The sequence below is a fragment of the Citrobacter sp. Cpo030 genome, assembly GCF_030333005.1.
GTDB classification, from domain to species: Bacteria; Pseudomonadota; Gammaproteobacteria; order Enterobacterales; family Enterobacteriaceae; genus Citrobacter; species Citrobacter portucalensis.
Map to the genome: position 1 here is coordinate 122,964 of NZ_JAOWGT010000067.1, position 18,231 is coordinate 141,194.

The 18,231-nt window shown below is 51.6% G+C and carries 16 protein-coding genes; 11 read left to right on the forward strand and 5 right to left on the reverse strand.

Annotation, left to right across the window (positions count from 1 at the left end):
- Positions 1 to 182: 182 nt before the first annotated feature.
- Together modF and modE are read right to left on the reverse strand one after the other, a co-directional pair.
- The gene (gene modF, locus OGY37_RS13595) at positions 183 to 1,655 is read right to left on the reverse strand and encodes a molybdate ABC transporter ATP-binding protein ModF (protein ID WP_148362245.1); all 1,473 of its coding nucleotides are present in this window, start codon (positions 1,653 to 1,655) and stop codon (positions 183 to 185) included.
- Between the two features lie 67 nt (positions 1,656 to 1,722).
- A complete protein-coding gene (gene modE / locus OGY37_RS13600; protein WP_003831465.1) occupies positions 1,723 to 2,511 on the reverse strand; it encodes a molybdenum-dependent transcriptional regulator in 789 nt (262 codons plus the stop codon).
- 129 nt (positions 2,512 to 2,640) lie between these two features.
- Between modE and OGY37_RS13605 the strand changes: the two genes are divergently transcribed.
- From OGY37_RS13605 to modC, 4 genes are all read left to right on the forward strand, one after another.
- Positions 2,641 to 2,790, forward strand: coding sequence for an AcrZ family multidrug efflux pump-associated protein (locus tag OGY37_RS13605; RefSeq protein ID WP_003023026.1), 150 nt, complete (start codon positions 2,641 to 2,643; stop codon positions 2,788 to 2,790).
- A gap of 184 nt (positions 2,791 to 2,974) precedes the next feature.
- Positions 2,975 to 3,748, forward strand: a complete 774-nt coding sequence (gene modA / locus OGY37_RS13610; protein WP_286620997.1) for a molybdate ABC transporter substrate-binding protein — start codon at positions 2,975 to 2,977, stop codon at positions 3,746 to 3,748.
- A complete protein-coding gene (gene modB / locus OGY37_RS13615) occupies positions 3,748 to 4,437 on the forward strand; it encodes a molybdate ABC transporter permease subunit (protein ID WP_008784169.1) in 690 nt (229 codons plus the stop codon). Before modA ends, modB begins: the two co-directional genes overlap by 1 nt.
- Positions 4,438 to 4,439: 2 nt before the next feature.
- The gene (gene modC, locus OGY37_RS13620; RefSeq protein ID WP_003831474.1) at positions 4,440 to 5,498 is read left to right on the forward strand and encodes a molybdenum ABC transporter ATP-binding protein ModC; all 1,059 of its coding nucleotides are present in this window, start codon (positions 4,440 to 4,442) and stop codon (positions 5,496 to 5,498) included.
- Here the strand turns inward: modC and OGY37_RS13625 are convergent, their stop codons facing one another.
- The gene (locus OGY37_RS13625) at positions 5,499 to 6,317 is read right to left on the reverse strand and encodes a pyridoxal phosphatase (protein ID WP_286553582.1); all 819 of its coding nucleotides are present in this window, start codon (positions 6,315 to 6,317) and stop codon (positions 5,499 to 5,501) included. It abuts the gene before it with no gap.
- 165 nt (positions 6,318 to 6,482) lie between these two features.
- Here OGY37_RS13625 and pgl point away from each other — a divergent pair, with 165 nt between their 5' ends.
- The gene (gene pgl / locus OGY37_RS13630; RefSeq protein ID WP_149281370.1) at positions 6,483 to 7,478 is read left to right on the forward strand and encodes a 6-phosphogluconolactonase; all 996 of its coding nucleotides are present in this window, start codon (positions 6,483 to 6,485) and stop codon (positions 7,476 to 7,478) included.
- 56 nt (positions 7,479 to 7,534) lie between these two features.
- Here the strand turns inward: pgl and OGY37_RS13635 are convergent, their stop codons facing one another.
- The gene (locus OGY37_RS13635; protein ID WP_286620999.1) at positions 7,535 to 8,485 is read right to left on the reverse strand and encodes a LysR family transcriptional regulator; all 951 of its coding nucleotides are present in this window, start codon (positions 8,483 to 8,485) and stop codon (positions 7,535 to 7,537) included.
- Positions 8,486 to 8,666: 181 nt separating this feature from the next.
- Between OGY37_RS13635 and OGY37_RS13640 the strand changes: the two genes are divergently transcribed.
- The 3 genes from OGY37_RS13640 (at position 8,667) to OGY37_RS13650 (ending at position 13,567) form a co-directional block, all read left to right on the forward strand.
- Entirely contained in the window at positions 8,667 to 9,719 is a 1,053-nt protein-coding gene (locus OGY37_RS13640; protein ID WP_286621129.1) for a 4-oxalomesaconate tautomerase, read from the forward strand.
- 80 nt (positions 9,720 to 9,799) lie between these two features.
- Positions 9,800 to 11,233 (forward strand): anion permease, encoded by a 1,434-nt coding sequence (locus OGY37_RS13645; RefSeq protein ID WP_149384153.1) that lies wholly within the window; start codon positions 9,800 to 9,802, stop codon positions 11,231 to 11,233.
- A gap of 69 nt (positions 11,234 to 11,302) precedes the next feature.
- Positions 11,303 to 13,567, forward strand: coding sequence for a hydratase (locus tag OGY37_RS13650; protein ID WP_286621002.1), 2,265 nt, complete (start codon positions 11,303 to 11,305; stop codon positions 13,565 to 13,567).
- A 95-nt stretch (positions 13,568 to 13,662) separates the two neighbouring features.
- Here the strand turns inward: OGY37_RS13650 and OGY37_RS13655 are convergent, their stop codons facing one another.
- Positions 13,663 to 14,946, reverse strand: a complete 1,284-nt coding sequence (locus tag OGY37_RS13655; RefSeq protein ID WP_286621004.1) for a putative acyl-CoA thioester hydrolase — start codon at positions 14,944 to 14,946, stop codon at positions 13,663 to 13,665.
- 224 nt (positions 14,947 to 15,170) lie between these two features.
- Here OGY37_RS13655 and hutI point away from each other — a divergent pair, with 224 nt between their 5' ends.
- The 3 genes from hutI (at position 15,171) to OGY37_RS13670 (ending at position 18,139) form a co-directional block, all read left to right on the forward strand.
- Positions 15,171 to 16,394, forward strand: a complete 1,224-nt coding sequence (gene hutI / locus OGY37_RS13660; RefSeq protein WP_286621006.1) for an imidazolonepropionase — start codon at positions 15,171 to 15,173, stop codon at positions 16,392 to 16,394.
- On the forward strand, positions 16,391 to 17,332 hold the full coding sequence (gene hutG, locus OGY37_RS13665; RefSeq protein WP_286621008.1) for a formimidoylglutamase: 942 nt from the start codon (positions 16,391 to 16,393) through the stop codon (positions 17,330 to 17,332). Before hutI ends, hutG begins: the two co-directional genes overlap by 4 nt.
- An 87-nt stretch (positions 17,333 to 17,419) precedes the next feature.
- Entirely contained in the window at positions 17,420 to 18,139 is a 720-nt protein-coding gene (locus OGY37_RS13670; protein ID WP_181509070.1) for a histidine utilization repressor, read from the forward strand.
- Positions 18,140 to 18,231 lie beyond the last annotated feature (92 nt).

Consider the following 18,231-nt stretch of genomic DNA (forward strand, 5'->3'; position numbering starts at 1 on the left):
ATAGCATAACAAAGATGCGAAAAGTGTGACACGGAATAAATTAGTGGAATCGTTTACACTCCGGTGTTTTCACTCGATGCTGCCAGTTACTTTATTATAAATCATTATGTTAGGTTGTTATTTCAGCACTTGTCTGAAAAAAAAGCAGAAAAAAGGGCGTGATAAACGCCCTGACATGAAAATTAACGCAGAGAGGTTTGTCGATAGGCGTAGATATCACCCTCGGGTACAAACTCTAGCCGATGGGTAATGCAGCCCGGGGCATCTTCGGCGTGGTGAGAGACGAACAAAAGCTGAGTTTCACCTTCACCGATCAGGACATCCACAAACCGACGGATCAGTTGACGGTTGAGCGGATCTAATCCTTGCAACGGTTCATCAAGGATCAGCAACGTAGGATGTTTCACCAGTGCACGAACAATCAATGCCAGCCGCTGCTGCCCCCAGGAAAGACTATGAAATGGCGCATCCGCGGTACGTTTATCGATGCCCAGAATATCCAGCCACTGTTGCACCAGCTTGTGCTGCCTGTCGGAGACGGCCTGATAAATGCCGATTGAATCGAAATAACCGGAGAGAATAACGTTGCGAACTGTTGTACTTACCCGGTAATCCAGATGCAGGCTGCTGCTGACATAGCCAATGTGTTTTTTGATATCCCAGATAGTTTCACCGCTGCCCCGGCGGCGGCCAAACAGGGTCAGGTCGTTGCTATATCCCTGGGGATGATCGCCGGTGATTAAACTGAGCAGGGTTGATTTCCCCGCACCGTTGGGGCCGATGATTTGCCAGTGTTCCCCCGGATTTACCCGCCAACTCAGATGATGCAGGATAGGGCGATCGTTATACGAGACGGTGCCGTCGTTAAGCACAATGCGCGGCTCGTTATCTGACAACGTGTGGCGCACCGAAGGCTCATCCGGTTCGGGTAACTGGATGCCTTCCAGCCGTTCGCTATGGGCAAGCTGAGCGATTAATGCCTGTTGCAGAAGGTCTGTTTTTGCGCCGGTTTCCGTCAGCGTGCAATCGGCAAGCACGCCGGCAAACTGCACGAACTCGGGAATTTCATCAAAGCGGTTTAGCACCAGCACCAGCGTTAAACCGGCCTGGTGCAACTCAGCGAGCAAATCTGCTAACTGGCGGCGGGACGCGACGTCCAGCCCGTCAAAGGGTTCATCAAGGATCAGCAAATCTGGCGTGGACATTAATGCCTGGCAGAGCAGAGTTTTGCGGGTTTCACCGGTGGAAAGGTATTTGAAACGCCTGTTGAGCAGAGCAGAAATGCCAAACTGCTGCGCCAGCGTAGCGCAGCGGGCGGGGTTGTGAACCTCATCCTGAATGATTTCTGCGGTGGTGCGCCCGGTGTCGTCTTCACCGGGACTAAGAAGATCGGTGTTGTTTCGCTGCCACTCGTCGCTGACCAGCTTTTGGAGCTGCTCAAAGGAGAGTCGGGTAATACGTGTGAACTGGCAGCGGCGTTCGCCTTTCAGGAGCGGCAACTCGCCCGCCAGCGCGCGGGCCAGCGCAGATTTCCCACTGCCGTTAGAGCCAACAAACGCCCAGCTATCACCTGCGTTTAACGTCAACGCATCTAACTGGAGCGTTTTTGTGTCGCTAAGACGAAACGTGCCTTGCGAAATTTGCAATGATGACATTTTGTATCCCATTATTTGCAGCGATGAATAACAGGGATACGTGTTCTTCAGGCTGATGTCAATTAACTCAGCACAGTGTGGCGATAATCACTCTGTCCGCATTAAAATATGCTGTGACGTTAGCGCCTTCCGTTAATGTGTGGGTCTGCTCTATCGGCAACGTCGCGCACAGCGTCTGGCCGTCTGGCAAGGTCATCAACACTTCACACTGCTCAGCTCCGCGTTCGATATGGCTAATTGTACCCTGCAACTGGTTATCGGCGGCCTGGGCAATGGCGTCGTCCTGAGTGATTCCCACCCACGGCGCTTTCAACAGAATCAGGACTTCTTTGCCTTCTTCAAGCCCGAGACGCTCGCCGCTTTGCGCAGTGATTGCCACTTTCAGGCGCGTTTCGCCATCCGCCAGCAGGACGTCGACATGCTGTTGGACCTGATCGTGGTCGCGGGCGGTAATGGTGCCAAACCACTGGTTACGGGCGCTGGTTTGCAGCGAAAAGCGAGAGATCGCCGCCAGCAGGCTATTGAGTGGCAGGGCATCGTCATCGCTCAAAACATCGAAGGCTTTCTGTTGGATTTGCGCTAATAAATCATACAGCTGGATTAAGCGTTGGCCATAGCGCGTTAACACCGCGCCGCCGCCGCCTTTGCCGCCAGTGGCGCGCTCAACCAGCGTTTGCTCACTGAGCTGGTTCATTTCGTTAATCGCATCCCAGGCGCTTTTATAACTGATACCTGCATCCTTTGCGCCCTGACTGATGGAGCCGGAAAGCGCAATGTGTTTAAGCAGAGAAATGCGACGGGGATCGGCAAACAGTTTTTGCTGAAGTTTCAGCGTAAGAAGGATTTCGGCCTGCATCACAAGCTCCTGGCAAAAGGGGTATTGTGACGGAAAACCGCGCGCGCGCAAAGCCAACCGCACAAAAGGGGAGTGCTTTTCTGTGTTATGTGGTTAGAATACAACTAAGGACTATATCTGGAGTTGACCATGTTAGAGTTATTGAAAAGTCTGGTATTCGCCGTAATCATGGTACCTGTGGTAATGGCCATCATTCTGGGTCTGATTTACGGACTGGGTGAAGTGTTTAACATTTTCTCCGGTATCGGTCAGAAAGACCAGTCCAGACAGAATCATTGATTCCCCAAACGCCCGCTCAGTCGGGCGTTTATATTTTTTGCCTGCCAACTCGTTTTCTCAAGATCTTGCTTTCCCTGCCGATATTTTCTTTGTGTAACCTCTAATTGGTATCAATAACCACTGGGAAAATCCTGATTTACTCGCTATATTTGCGCCTACATAACGAAACGCAAAGGAGTTACAGATGGCACGTACATGGTTACGCTTGTTTGCAGGGGCAACACTTTCTCTTACCGTTGCCGGACATGCGCTGGCGGATGAAGGAAAGATTACCGTTTTTGCAGCTGCTTCGCTGACCAACGCGATGCAGGACATTGCAACGCAATATAAAAAAGAGAAGAACGTTGATGTTGTCTCCTCTTTTGCTTCTTCTTCCACACTGGCGCGTCAGATTGAAGCAGGCGCACCGGCCGATCTGTTTATTTCTGCCGATCAGAAATGGATGGACTACGCGGTAGACAAGAAGTCGATTGATACCGCAACGCGTGAAACGCTGTTGGGTAACAGCCTGGTGGTGGTGGCGCCGAAAGCCAGCGCGCAGAAAGATTTCACTATCGACAGCAAAACCAACTGGACCAGTCTGTTGAACGGCGGACGCCTGGCTGTTGGCGATCCGGAACATGTTCCGGCGGGCATTTATGCCAAAGAAGCGCTGCAAAAACTGGGTGCATGGGATACCCTGGCCCCGAAACTGGCTCCTGCTGAAGACGTGCGCGGTGCGCTGGCGCTGGTAGAGCGTAACGAAGCACCGCTGGGGATCGTCTATGGTTCCGATGCTGTCGGCAGCAAGGGCGTAAAAGTTGTTGCGACTTTCCCGGAAGATTCGCACAAAAAAGTGGAATACCCTATCGCGATTGTTGATGGGCACAAAAACGCAACGGTTAGCGCGTTCTATGATTACCTGAAAGGACCGCAGGCTGCTGAAATCTTTAAACGTTATGGATTTACGACCAAGTAATGATACTGACCGATCCTGAATGGCAGGCCGTCATACTGAGCCTGAAAGTTTCTTCCCTGGCCGTCTTGTTTAGCCTGCCGTTTGGGATCTTCTTTGCCTGGCTGCTTGTGCGATGCAAGTTCCCGGGCAAAGCGCTGCTCGACAGCGTTCTGCATTTGCCGCTGGTACTGCCGCCGGTCGTGGTGGGCTATCTGCTGTTGGTCGCCATGGGGCGGCGCGGATTCATTGGTGAATGGCTGTACGACTGGTTTGGCATTACTTTTGCCTTTAGCTGGCGCGGTGCGGTACTGGCCGCGGCGGTGATGTCTTTTCCTCTGATGGTACGGGCAATTCGTCTGGCGCTGGAAGGTGTTGACGTCAAGCTGGAGCAGGCGGCCCGCACGCTGGGAGCCGGACGCTGGCGCGTATTCATGACCATTACGCTACCGTTGATGCTGCCCGGCATTATTGTCGGTACGGTGCTGGCGTTCGCGCGTTCCCTCGGGGAATTCGGCGCAACTATTACTTTTGTCTCCAATATTCCTGGCGAAACCCGCACCATTCCTTCGGCGATGTATACCCTGATCCAAACTCCCGGCGGCGAAAGCGCGGCGGCGAGGTTATGTATTATTTCTATTGTGTTAGCGCTGATTTCACTGCTGATTTCTGAATGGCTGGCGCGTATTAGCCGTGAGCGGACGGGGCGATAATTATGCTGGAACTCAATTTCTCCCAGACGCTGGGGACGCATTGCCTGACGCTCAACGAAACGCTGCCAGCCAGTGGTATTACCGCTATTTTCGGCGTTTCCGGTGCGGGCAAAACCTCACTGATTAACGCCATCAGCGGTCTGACGCAGCCGCAGTCCGGACGCATCGTGCTCAACGGTCGCGTCTTAAACGACGTTGAGAACGGTATCTGCTTAACGCCGGAAAAACGCCGGGTGGGCTATGTTTTCCAGGACGCGCGTCTGTTCCCGCACTATAAAGTGCGCGGCAACCTGCGTTACGGAATGGCGAAAAGCATGGCCGGACAGTTTGATAAGCTGGTGGCGCTGTTGGGCATTGAGCCGCTGCTTGACCGTTTGCCAGGTGGGCTTTCTGGCGGTGAAAAGCAGCGTGTCGCCATCGGTCGGGCGCTGCTGACCGCGCCTGAGTTATTGTTGCTTGATGAGCCGTTAGCCTCGCTGGATATACCGCGTAAACGCGAACTGCTGCCTTACCTGCAACGCCTTGCACGTGAAATCAATATTCCGATGCTGTATGTCAGCCACTCGCTTGATGAGATTTTGCACCTGGCAGACAAAGTGATGGTGCTGGAGAACGGGCAGGTCAAAGCGTTTGGTTCGCTGGAAGATGTCTGGGGTAGCAGCGTGATGCACCCCTGGCTGCCTAAGGAACAGCAAAGCAGTATTCTGAAAGTCAGCGTGCTGGAACATCATCCACACTATGCGATGACCGCGCTGGCGCTTGGCGATCAGCATCTGTGGGTCAATAAGCTGGAGCAACCGCTGCAAACCGCGCTGCGTATTCGTATTCAGGCATCTGATGTTTCACTGGTGCTCCAACCACCCCAGCAGACCAGTATTCGTAATGTGCTGCGGGCAAAAGTCGCGCAATGCTATGACGATAACGGTCAGGTGGAAGTTCAGCTTGAGGTGGGCGGTAAGACGCTGTGGGCAAGGATCAGCCCATGGGCCAGGGATGAACTGGGTATCAAACCTGGCCTGTGGCTGTACGCGCAAATTAAGAGCGTATCGATTACCGCCTGATTACAGCAGGTGGGAGTAGATAAATTTAGCGATGCTGTCTGTGGTGTTGTCACCAATCACGATGTTGGCGCGGGCTTTGACCGCGTCATCCGCGTTGCCCATCGCCACGCCGGTACCTGCGGCTTCCAGCATGCTGATATCGTTAAAGTTATCGCCAAAGGCAATCACGTTTTCCATTGACCCTCCCTGTGCTTCAATCCACTGGGTAAGGCGTCGTCCTTTGCTGTTGCCTTTACGGGCAATGTCGACCTGATCGTGCCAGGACCATTCACACTCCAGCCCCAGCTGTTGCTCAACGTACTGGCCAAACTGCTGCAGTTTCGGAATATCTTCGTCGGTCAGGGCAAATTTCCAGACGGCGTTGACGTCATGTGCGGCCTGCGCCAGCGAAGGTACCTGAGTGAAGGTCGGGCGCTGTTCCGGCGGCAGAGTTTGTGCCCAGTTAGCGGTACGCACCACATGCCCGGTCGGGCGCTCATACAGCATGGCCTCATCCACATACATCAGCCCGTGGATCTGATGTTCATCCAGCATTTCGATCAGCTGTAATGCCTGATCTACTGGAAGGGGATCGGATTCCAGTACCTTTTTTGCCTGATAATCATACAAGTAGGTACCGTTACAGCAAATTGCAGGTGTATCCAGCGTCAGTGCCTGATAAAAAGGATGAATAGCAACGTGATGACGACCTGTGACAATGATAAGTTGGTAGCCTGCTTCTCTGGCGCGCGAGAGCGCTTCGAGAGAGGATGGCAGCAAGGTTTTTTTCGGGGTCAGCAGGGTACCGTCTAAATCCAGGGCAATCACGCGTGCGGTCATAGTTTTTTCCAGATTAAGGTTGAGAATTTTGTCTGCTGGAATGGTACACCGAGACGGGAGCCGGACAAAATTCTGAGCCTTAATTAAGCATTCACCGTTAAAAGCGTCTACCTTAGGCGTGTGTCAGGCAATTGCAGCCACCTGCCAAAAAGCAAAGGAGTATTCATGAAGCAAACCGTTTATACCGCCAGCCCTGAAAGTCAGCAAATCCACGTCTGGAGCCTGAATCACGATGGTTCTCTGACGTTGACGCAGGTGGTTGATGTACCGGGTCAGGTACAGCCGATGGTCGTCAGCCCGGATAAGCGTTACCTCTATGTTGGCGTGCGCCCGGAGTTTCGCGTGTTGGCTTATCGTATTGCGCCTGATGACGGTGCGCTGACCTTTGCAGCAGAGTCTGCGCTGCCGGGGAGCCCGACGCATATTTCTACCGACCATCAGGGACGTTTCGTGTTCGTTGGCTCTTATAACGCGGGTAGCGTGAGCGTCACGCGTCTGGAAGATGGCCTGCCGGTGGAACTGGTTGACGTGGTTGAAGGTCTGGATGGCTGCCACTCAGCCAACATCTCTCCGGATAACCGGACCCTGTGGGTTCCGGCGTTGAAACAGGATCGTATCTGCCTGTTTGACGTAAGCGATGATGGCCATCTGGTCGCGCAGGAACCGGCTGAAGTAACTACCGTTGAAGGCGCGGGCCCACGTCATATGGCGTTCCATCCGAATAAGCAATATGCCTACTGCGTGAATGAGCTGAACAGCTCTGTTGATGTCTGGGAGCTGAAAGATCCGTACGGTAAGATTGAGTGTGTGCAGACGCTGGATATGATGCCTGCTGATTTCGCTGATACCCGTTGGGCAGCAGATATTCACATTACACCGGACGGGCGTCATCTGTATGCCTGTGATCGCACCGCCAGCCTGATTACGGTCTTTAGCGTGTCTGAAGATGGCAGCGTGCTGACCAAAGAAGGTTTCCAGCCTACCGAAACTCAGCCGCGCGGTTTTAATATCGATAACAGAGGTAAATACCTGATTGCAGCCGGACAAAAATCGCACCATATCGCGGTGTACGAGATTGCTGGCGAACAAGGGTTGCTGATGGAGAAAGGTCGTTACGCGGTAGGACAAGGCCCGATGTGGGTGGTGGTTAACGCGTACTAAAACGCCAGGCGTTACAAGCGATCCGCAATCTTGTGAAGATTGCGGATTTTTTTTGCTTATTTAGCAAACGACATGTTTTCCTGACACTTAGCCACAGATGTCCAAAGGCTATCTGTATCATCTGCCCATAAATTAAGCAGAAGAGAGAAAAAGCGTTCAGCGGGAGGTGAGAGGATAGCGTCTTTACGCCGAATAACTCCCAGCGTGCGTCTAATCACAGGCTCAACCAGTGGGATCCCTATCAGCGTTGGATGCGGCGTTTGCGGCATTGCTAACCCTGGTAATGCGGAAACACCCAGTCCAGCTTCAACCAGACCCAGCGAAGTAGACAGATGACGGACCTCGTAAAACCAGTTCAACTTCCATGTTTTATCAGCCAAATGTTGTTCAATCAGCAATCGGTTACCGCTTGAGGAACGAACGCCTATCAGTTTGTAATTCAGCAATTCTTGCCACTCAACCAACTGCTTATTAGCGAGCGGATGATCGCGTCGACAAGCCAGAACAAACGGTTCATTAACCAGTGGAGTGAACTCGATAGAGGAATTTGTGATGTTGTTCATGTTTATTCCAAAATCAGCCTCATTGCAAAGTACGGATTCCATACAATTATTCGTCCCTTGTTCAATAATTCGCACTTTGATATTGGGATACCGCTCATTAAATTTTCCTATTGCCAACGGCAAGAAATAGAAAACCGCGGTAGGAATACAGGACAGTGTCACTATGCCATGATGATGAACATTCACATCGCTAATATTAAAAATAGTTTCATCTAATGCCCTAATTAATTCTTTGGCTTCAGGTAAAAGCATTTTCCCCGCTTTTGTTAATGTCACTTTGCGAGTTGTTCTTTCAAAGAGTTGAGTGTGTAAATACTCTTCCATCTTTTTAATCCTGCGAGTTAATGCAGGTTGCGTAATATTAAGTAACTTGGCGGCATTGTTAAAAGAATCGGACTCTGCCAGTGTGACAAACGCCTTCATGCTCGATAACTCGTGTTTCATTTTGACTCCGGACTCAATCGGGGAAGACCCTGTCTAAGATGAAAGTGTTCAGTGTATCTGCAATTCATCACTTTTAATTAATAAAAATAAATCACTAATCACGAAAATGAAGTCATTAGTCACCCTAATCATGACATGCAACCATGTACATAGTGGAAATAATATTGAAGAGAGCATTGTCATGAAAAAAATACCTTGCGTTATGATGCGCGGAGGAACGTCCAGAGGCGCGTTTTTATTAGCTCAAGACCTGCCAGAAGAAGAAAAATTGCGTGATGAAATATTGATTGGGGTTATGGGTTCTGGCAATGCGTTGGAAATAGATGGCATTGGCGGTGGCAATCCGTTAACCAGTAAAGTCGCGATTATTAGTCTTTCAAACGACCCCAACGCTGATATCGATTATTTATTTGCTCAGGTACTGGTACATGAGCAACGGGTCGATACCACACCCAACTGTGGCAATATGCTTTCCGCCGTTGGTGCGTTTGCTATTGAAAAGGGGTTGATTGCTGCTTCTACGCCGACCACCCGCGTACGCATTCGCAATGTGAACACCAACACGTTTATCGAAGCTGATATACAGACGCCGCATGGTGTTGTTGAGTATGAAGGAACGGCAAGAATTGACGGCGTCCCGGGAACATCGGCCCCTATTGCGTTGACGTTTCTTAATGCCGCAGGTTCTAAAACCGGGCATATTTTTCCGACGGGCCAACACATCGATTATATCAACTCAGTTCCGGTGACCTGTATGGATATGGCGACACCTGTCGTAATTATTCCTGCCGAATACCTTGGGAAAACGGGCTATGAATCAGCGGAAGAACTGGATGCAGACAACGAATTATTGTCGCGCATTGAGTCTATTCGTTTACAGGCCGGTGAAGCTATGGGGCTGGGTGATGTCAGCAATAAGGTTCTCCCAAAACCGATTCTCATCTCTGCACCTCAACACGACGGCGAAATTAATGTTCGTTATTTTATGCCGCACTCTTGCCATAAAGCGCTGGCGATTACTGGGGCGATAGCTATCGCCAGCAGCTGTGTCATTAACGGTACTGTTTCGCGTCAGGTAACGGTGGGTGCGCATTACGGGAATATCACTATCGAACATCCTGGAGGCACTCTTGATATTCATTTAACCAATAAAGGGGATGAACCTGAAACTATCAGAGCTTCGGTTATTCGTACCGCCAGAAAAATATTCGCTGGTGATGTTTTCCTTCCCTGACAGCATTGGCCTCATTTCTCTGCGATCGCAGAAAAACGAAAAATACTGTATTGCCTGTACAGATTATTCAGGATTAATAAATGAACGTTAAATCATTATGGAAGCTAATTTTAATATTAGCGATCCCCTGTATTATTGGTTTGATTCCTGCCCCTGCGGGATTAAGTGAACTAGCGTGGGTGCTGTTTGGTATTTATCTTGCGGCCATTGTCGGACTGGTGATTAAACCGTTTCCTGAACCGGTGGTGTTATTGATTGCCGTTGCCGCCTCTATGGTGGTTGTCGGAAATTTAGGCCATGGCGTACTGAAGACCAGCAGCGTACTGAGCGGTTATGCTTCCGGTACGACATGGCTGGTTTTCTCCGCGTTTACGTTAAGTGCTGCTTTTGTGACGACGGGGCTGGGTAAGCGCATTGCTTATATTCTGATCGGCAAAATTGGTAACACCACGCTTGGCCTTGGCTATGTGACCGTATTCCTTGATCTGGTATTAGCTCCGGCAACACCGTCAAATACCGCGCGAGCGGGAGGAATCGTATTACCCATCATCAATAGTGTGGCGGTGGCGCTGGGTTCTGAACCGGATAAGAGCCCGCGCCGTGTCGGTCACTACCTGATGATGTCGGTCTATATGGTCACTAAAACAACCAGCTATATGTTTTTTACCGCGATGGCGGGAAACATTCTGGCGTTGAAGATGATCAACGATATCTGTCACTTGCAGTTGAGTTGGGGCGGATGGGCGCTTGCTGCAGGTCTGCCAGGACTGGTCATGCTGTTGGCGACGCCGCTCGTTATCTATTTTATGTATCCACCTGAAATTAAAAAGGTTGATAACAAAACCATCGCTAAAGCTGGCCTTCAGGATTTAGGACCAATGAAAGGGCGCGAAAAAATGCTGCTGGGCATTTTCGTTCTCGCATTATTGGGATGGATCTTCAGTAAAAGCCTCAGCGTTGATGAATCAACGGTAGCGATTGTCGTCATGGGTACGATGCTTTTATTTGGCGTAGTAACGTGGGATGATGTCGTTAAAAATAAGGGCGGCTGGAATACATTAATCTGGTACGGCGGTATTATCGGGTTAAGTTCACTATTATCGAAAGTGAAATTCTTCGACTGGTTAGCCGAACTGTTCAAAAATAATCTCGACTTTGGTAATCACGGCAATGTGGCGTTCTTCGTTATTTTGTTCCTGAGCATTATCGTTCGATATTTCTTTGCCTCAGGCAGTGCATATATTGTGGCAATGATGCCGGTATTTGCCATGCTGGCGAATGTCTCCGGCGCACCACTGATGTTAACCGCGCTGGCATTACTCTTCTCTAACTCTTATGGCGGAATGGTCACCCATTATGGCGGTGCCGCGGGTCCGGTTATTTTTGGCGTCGGCTACAACGATATTAAATCGTGGTGGCTGGTGGGGGGCATGCTGACCTTACTGACCTTTATTGTCCATATCACTCTCGGCGTGTGGTGGTGGAGCATGTTGATTGACTGGAACATGCTGTAATTCATAAACCATGTTTAAAACTTTTTATTGGCTGTGCGCTGATGTAAGCACAGGACTACGGAGTATCAAATGATTACGTTGTATGAAAAAGGAATTTATCTCTCCGGTAATAATGAAATTGTCGCTGAGGATTCTTTGCCTGGGCATATCTGCAAAGAGGACGCAAAAAAGGGAACCATCGCGTGGTCGATTCTCGCCGCGCATAATACGTCCAGTGATATGAATAAGCTTAAAATTAAGTTTGATTCCTTAGCCTCACACGATATTACTTTTGTCGGTATTATTCAGACTGCAAAAGCCTCTGGCATGGAACGTTTTCCGCTGCCGTATGTTCTGACTAACTGCCATAACTCATTATGTGCTGTAGGGGGAACTATTAACGGTGACGATCATATGTTTGGTCTGTCTGCGGCACAGCGTTACGGCGGAATCTTTGTGCCGCCACATATTGCTGTTATCCATCAATACATGCGTGAAATGATGGCGGGCGGCGGCAAAATGATCCTTGGTTCAGACAGCCATACTCGTTATGGCGCATTAGGCACGATGGCGGTAGGAGAAGGGGGCGGTGAGCTGGTCAAACAGCTGTTAAACGACACCTGGGACATTGATTATCCTGACGTTGTTGCCGTTTATCTGACCGGGAAACCCGCGGCAGGTGTTGGTCCACAGGATGTGGCGTTAGCGATCATTGGCGCGGTATTTAAAAATGGCTACGTCAAAAATAAGGTCATGGAGTTTGTCGGCCCTGGTATTCGCCATCTCTCAACTGATTTTCGTAACAGCGTTGATGTGATGACCACCGAAACCACCTGTCTGAGCTCCGTCTGGCAAACGGATGACGAAACTCGCAGTTGGCTGGCATTACACGGTCGCGAACAAGACTATCGCCAGCTCAGTCCGCAGCCGATGGCCTGGTACGATGGTTGTATTCATGTTGATTTGAGTGCGATTAAGCCGATGATTGCGCTGCCATTCCATCCAAGTAATGTCTATGAGATTGATACACTCAATGAGAATCTGACGGATATTCTCCGGGAGATTGAAGTTGAGTCTGCACGTATCGCGCAGGGTAAAGCCAGCCTCTCGTTGTTGGACAAGGTAGAAAATGGCCGCTTAAAAGTACAGCAGGGGATCATTGCCGGATGCTCGGGCGGCAACTATGAAAACGTGATTGCTGCGGCGCAGGCATTACGTGGTCAATCCTGCGGTAATGATGCTTTCTCGCTGGCTGTCTACCCCTCGTCACAGCCGGTGTTTATGGATTTAGCGCAGAAAGGTGTCGTTACAGATTTACTGGGAGCGGGGGCCGTCATCAGAACCGCATTCTGCGGTCCATGCTTTGGCGCGGGCGATACGCCTATCAACAATGGTCTTAGCATCCGCCATACCACGCGCAACTTCCCTAACCGTGAAGGCTCGAAGCCGGGCAATGGCCAAATGTCAGCCGTTGCGCTGATGGATGCGCGATCAATTGCGGCTACGGCAGCCAACGGAGGATTCCTCACTGCCGCGACGGCGTTGGACTGCTGGGATACGGTCCCAGACTATGCGTTTAATCCTGCGCCTTATAAGAGTCGCGTATACCAGGGGTTCGTGAAAGGGGCCACGCAGCAGCCGCTCATTTACGGCCCGAACATTAAAGACTGGCCGGAACTGGGCGCATTAACGGAAAATATTCTGCTGAAAGTGGCCTCGAAGATCCTTGATGACGTGACCACAACCGATGAGCTTATTCCGTCCGGTGAAACCTCGTCGTATCGCTCTAATCCATTAGGACTGGCGGAATTTACGCTGTCACGACGAGATCCTGGGTATGTGGGAAGAAGTAAAGCGACGTCGGAGCTGGAAAAACGGCGCGTGGAGAGGGGCGATGTCAGCGAACTGGCGTCAGTTTTCGAACGCATCCAACAGATTGTTGGTCAGGAAAATGTGCAACCGTTGGCAACTGGGATTGGTAGCATGATTTACGCCGTCAAACCTGGCGACGGCTCGGCGCGCGAGCAGGCGGCAAGCTGTCAGCGAGTGATTGGCGGACTGGCAAATATCGCCCAGGAATATGCCACCAAGCGTTACCGCTCCAATGTGATCAACTGGGGTATGTTACCGCTCCAGATGGCAGAGCAACCTTCTTTTGAAGTGGGTGACTATATCTATATTCCCGGTATTCGCCGCGCATTAGATGAGTGCAGTAAAGAAATCAAAGCGTATGTGCTTCACGATGATGGTGCGGTGAGTGAAATTAGTCTGTATATGGAAAGCCTGACCGCAGAAGAGCGTGAAATTATTAAGGCAGGGAGTTTGATTAACTTTAATAAGTCGCGTTTGGTGTAACGCTAATTGTAAGCCGGAGAGGGCGATTTTCGCCGCCATCCCGCACATTGCCCGGCAGAGCATGAATCTGCCGGGCTTACATCAGAGAATGACGATTACTGCTTAGGTTCAGCAACCACTTTGCTACCGATACCGCGGTTATTGTATTCCCACATACGGTTGAAGTTGGTGTCGTTCAGGTTACGCTGGATTTCACCTTTGTCATCTTCCGCACCGGTATTACCGGCAAACGGGCGTTTTGCGATAACGCTGTCAGCCCATGGTTTTGCCATGTTAAAGCCTTCGTTAATCACGCTGTCACGAATCACGACCTGACCGTTAGTGTTGGAATCGACATCCAGCGAGCGGCCTAACTGCGCCACGCCATCGCCACTTGCCGTGAAGCGGCTATTAATCGCCAGGAAACCGTAGTAGATGTTTGACAGGGTAGCTGGTGCGAACACGTAACCTTCCTGCTGGGTACGGGAACTCACTACGCGGAAATCGGTATTCTCGAACACCACGGCACCGCGACCAGAAACGATATCCACATCGCCTTCAATGTAGCTGTTGGTAACCAGCGTGCGCGGCTGACGATCGTTTTCCAGACGGTTTTGTACGCCGCTGTTGGTTACAAAGAACGTATTCTGACGACCCAGAATATTGACCTTGTTGATCTGCACTTTATCGCCATCGGTACGCAGTGCAACGGCCGGGTGGTTGCCCGCATCAACGCTGTCACCCAGGTTGTTTTCGATGGTCAGGTTCTGCAATTGCAGACCGTTGTTTTGCGACCAGACGACGGCAGAACACATCACACCAATATTTGTGCCACGTTTGTTCTGGCAATTATCAAACATATACCACGCAGGTTTACCCGGCATATATTTACCGCCTGGGTTCACCGTACGACGCCAGTCCGCGGTGCTCATGTCACCGTCAATGGCCTGGCCAATTTTTACATCCAGCGGTTTTTCGCCCATACCGTACAGCGTCAGGCTACCCGTTGCTGCCGGGATATATACCGTGCCCTGATACTCGCCTGGCATAATCGCGATGTACTGACGTTTGTTAGTACGTTTGATGATTGCCGCATCAACCGCAGCCTGAATGCTGGTATGGGTTACGCCCTGAGTCCCTGCCGGGCCAACGACGAAATCAGGTTGCGCAGGCAGAGAAATTGAAGAAGGGCTCCATGGCGCGGTGTTTGGCGTCAGCGCGGAAAAATAGTGCGCAGCAACGAAGTTTTTCGCTTCATTGGCCGACAGGATCGGGCGCGAAGAGGTTCCAGGCGCGGTCTGATCGGAAGGAATTTGATCGGGCGGCGTAGAGCTACAGGCGGTCAGCGTCACGCCAAAAGCCATTGCCAGCGCCAGACGGGAAACTGATGATATGTTCACAGGTTGCTCCGGGCTTTGAAAGTTATCCATTGAAGCCTGCTTTTTTATACTAAGTTGAGCGAAACGGGAAGGCGAAAAGGTAAAAAGTTGTTTTTTATCGCAGCAATGTCTGGCGCGGAGAGTCCTTATATCACAAATAGATAACAATTATGGTTCTTCAGGTTGACAACATCCCTATAATCAAAAATAAATGTCTATACAACCTATGACAAGTGGTGAGTCGAATGCAGCAATTCTTCCCTGATGATGTTATCTGGCGCAATGTTCGTCTGGCGACTATGGATCCTGAACGTGGTACCCCATATGGGCTGGTGGATGGTCACGCGCTGATCGTCCGCCAGGGCAAGATTCGCGATATCGTCCCGGAATCATCGTTATATCTCACACATGACAATACTTTTGATATGCAGGGCAGGCTGATTACGCCTGGCCTGATTGATTGCCATACGCATCTGGTCTTTGGCGGAAACCGCGCAGGTGAATGGGAACAGCGGCTAAATGGTGTCTCCTACCAGCAGATAAGCGCTCAGGGTGGGGGGATCAATGCCACCGTGTCGGCGACCCGCAGCGTCACGGATGAACAACTCTTACAGGTAGCCCATCAGCGGATGGCACAGCTGATCAAAGAAGGTGTTACGCTGCTGGAAATAAAATCCGGCTACGGCCTGGATTTGCCGACAGAAGAGAAAATATTGCGCGTGGTGGCAGCGCTGGCGGCAGAGAATATCGTTGAAATCAGCCCGACGCTGTTGGCCGCGCATGCGACTCCAGCGGAATTCCGTGATGATCCTGACGGCTATATTACGCTGGTGTGCGAAACCATTTTGCCGCAACTGTGGGAACAAGGGCTTTTTGAGACCGTCGATCTGTTCTGTGAAAGCGTTGGTTTTTCGTTGGCGCAGAGTGAGCGGGTGTTTCAGGCTGCGCAGGCGCTGGGCATCCCGATTAAAGGCCATGTCGAACAACTGTCATTGCTTGGCGGCGCACAGTTGGTAAGCCGCTACCACGGGCTATCTGCCGATCATATTGAATACCTTGATGAAGCGGGCGTGGCGGCGATGAGCCAAAGCGGTACGGTCGGCGTGCTGCTGCCCGGCGCATTCTATTTCCTCAAAGAGCAGCAGCGCCCACCGGTAGCATTGCTGCGTCAATATCAGGTACCGATGGCGGTAGCGACAGATTTTAACCCCGGTACCAGTCCGTTTATCAGCCTGCACTGGGCAATGAATATGGCTTGTGTCCAGTTTGGCCTGACGCCGGAAGAAGCATGGGCGGGTGTAACCCGTCATGCGGCTCGGGCACTGGGGCGTCATGCCACTCATGGCCAACTGAAGGCCGGATTTGTGGCCGATTTTGTGGTGTGGGATGCAACCCTCCCGGTCGAGATCCTGTATGAACCCGGGCGCAACCCGCTCTACCAACGCGTATTCAAAGGACAAATAGCATGACTAACTGGCAACCAGCTTCACCTGCGCTGTGGCAGGGACGTGATGACCGGGCCGAATCGCCGAATGCGCTGCGCCTGTTTCAGACTATCACCCTGAGCCCGACGTTTAGCCCAGAGATGTACCGCGAGCAGATAGCGTTGCTCGGATTTGCCTGCGACGAAGGCGTTAAACGTAATCAGGGGCGCACGGGAGCCGCCGGAGCGCCCGATGTGCTACGCAAGGCGCTGGCGAATTTAGCCAGTCATGATGGGCATCATCGGCTGGTGGATCTGGGAAATATTGTGGCACAGGCTCCCGATCTTGAGGGCGCGCAGCAGGCGCTACGCGATGCGGTTCAGCGCTGTCAGCAGGAGAATATGCGTACCTTTGTTTTGGGCGGAGGACACGAAACCGCCTTTGCGCACGGCGCAGGCGTACTGGACGCGTTCCCGCAGGCGAAAGTGGGGATAGTCAACTTCGATGCGCATCTCGATTTGCGCCATGCGGAGCAGGCCACATCCGGGACACCGTTTCGCCAGCTGGCGCAGCTGTGCGGTGAACAGCAGCGCGAATTTCACTATGCCTGTATCGGCGTCAGTCGGGCGGCAAACACCCAGGCACTTTGGGATGAAGCGCAACGGCTCGGTGCGACCGTGGTGGAGGATCTGCATTGTGATACGGCGCAAGCGCAGTTAGCGCAGTTCATTGCCAATCTGGATGTCATCTATCTGACAATCGACCTCGACGTGCTGCCGGTGTGGGAAATGCCCGGCGTGTCGGCCCCCGCCGCGCTTGGCGTACCGTTGGCGACGCTGCTGAGACTGATTGAGCCTCTGTGTCGTAGCGGTAAACTACAGGCGGTGGATATGGTTGAATTTAATCCACGCTTTGACGATGATGGCAGGGCGGCGCGGGTTGCGGCGCGATTAGGCTGGCAAATCGCCCACTGGTGGCACTGACATACCTGATGGCGTTGCGCTTATCAGGTTCGGGTAATGCCTGTAAACTGTACCCACTCACATTCTCAGCTTAAGGAAGGCTCACGCATGCTCCCATCCCGTTCTGCTCCGGCTCCTTTTTACGAAAAGGTCAAACAGGAGATCAGCGAAAAGATTGCCAGCGGTATCTGGCAACCTCACGATCGCATTCCGTCTGAGGCAGAGCTGGTGGCGCAGTATGGTTTCAGCCGCATGACCATCAACCGGGCGCTGCGTGAGTTAACGGATGAAGGTTTACTGGTGCGTTTGCAGGGCGTGGGGACGTTTGTCGCCGAGCCAAAAGGCCAGTCCGCGCTGTTTGAAATCCGCAGCATTGCGGATGAAATCAACGCCCGTCAGCATCAGCACCGGTGCGAAGTGCTGACGCTGGAAAGAACCCTGGCAAACGCGCAGCAGGCTTTGGTGTTAAACGTCAAAGAAGGCACCTCCATTTTTCACTCTGTCATGGTGCACTACGAGAACGATTTGCCGGTGCAGATTGAAGATCGCTGCGTGAATGCCGAAATTGTGCCGGAGTATCTGGCGCAGGATTACAGCCAGACCACGCCGCACGCTTACCTGTCGCTGATAGCCCCTTTAACGGAAGGTGAGCATATTGTTGAAGCGGTACGTGCCAGCGCTGAAGAGTGCGCGCTGCTGAATATCAAAGAACACGATCCCTGCCTGCTGATCCGCCGTAAAACCTGGTCTGCGTCATCCATTGTCTCTCATGCCCGTTTGCTGTTCCCGGGTTCTCGCTATCGCCTGCAAGGACGGTTTATGTCCTGATACAGGACATGAAAACCGTGATTGCTGACGCAATATAATAAAAATGTATCTTAATTGTTAAAATGACCCTTGCGGCAGCTTGTATAGACAAG

Bases quoted from the DNA above. Each gene is read 5' to 3' on its own strand.
- OGY37_RS13640 (WP_286621129.1), top strand. From the start codon at position 8,667: ATGAAAAAAATACCTTGCGTTATGATGCGCGGAGGAACGTCCAGAGGC.
- hutG (WP_286621008.1), top strand. From the start codon at position 16,391: ATGACTAACTGGCAACCAGCTTCACCTGCGCTGTGGCAGGGACGTGAT.
- OGY37_RS13625 (WP_286553582.1), bottom strand. From the start codon at position 6,317: ATGACCGCACGCGTGATTGCCCTGGATTTAGACGGTACCCTGCTGACC.
- modE (WP_003831465.1), bottom strand. From the start codon at position 2,511: ATGCAGGCCGAAATCCTTCTTACGCTGAAACTTCAGCAAAAACTGTTT.
- OGY37_RS13635 (WP_286620999.1), bottom strand. From the start codon at position 8,485: ATGAAACACGAGTTATCGAGCATGAAGGCGTTTGTCACACTGGCAGAG.
- OGY37_RS13670 (WP_181509070.1), top strand. From the start codon at position 17,420: ATGCTCCCATCCCGTTCTGCTCCGGCTCCTTTTTACGAAAAGGTCAAA.
- modB (WP_008784169.1), top strand. From the start codon at position 3,748: ATGATACTGACCGATCCTGAATGGCAGGCCGTCATACTGAGCCTGAAA.
- modF (WP_148362245.1), bottom strand. From the start codon at position 1,655: ATGTCATCATTGCAAATTTCGCAAGGCACGTTTCGTCTTAGCGACACA.
- modC (WP_003831474.1), top strand. From the start codon at position 4,440: ATGCTGGAACTCAATTTCTCCCAGACGCTGGGGACGCATTGCCTGACG.
- hutI (WP_286621006.1), top strand. From the start codon at position 15,171: ATGCAGCAATTCTTCCCTGATGATGTTATCTGGCGCAATGTTCGTCTG.
- OGY37_RS13605 (WP_003023026.1), top strand. From the start codon at position 2,641: ATGTTAGAGTTATTGAAAAGTCTGGTATTCGCCGTAATCATGGTACCT.
- pgl (WP_149281370.1), top strand. From the start codon at position 6,483: ATGAAGCAAACCGTTTATACCGCCAGCCCTGAAAGTCAGCAAATCCAC.
- modA (WP_286620997.1), top strand. From the start codon at position 2,975: ATGGCACGTACATGGTTACGCTTGTTTGCAGGGGCAACACTTTCTCTT.
- OGY37_RS13650 (WP_286621002.1), top strand. From the start codon at position 11,303: ATGATTACGTTGTATGAAAAAGGAATTTATCTCTCCGGTAATAATGAA.
- OGY37_RS13645 (WP_149384153.1), top strand. From the start codon at position 9,800: ATGAACGTTAAATCATTATGGAAGCTAATTTTAATATTAGCGATCCCC.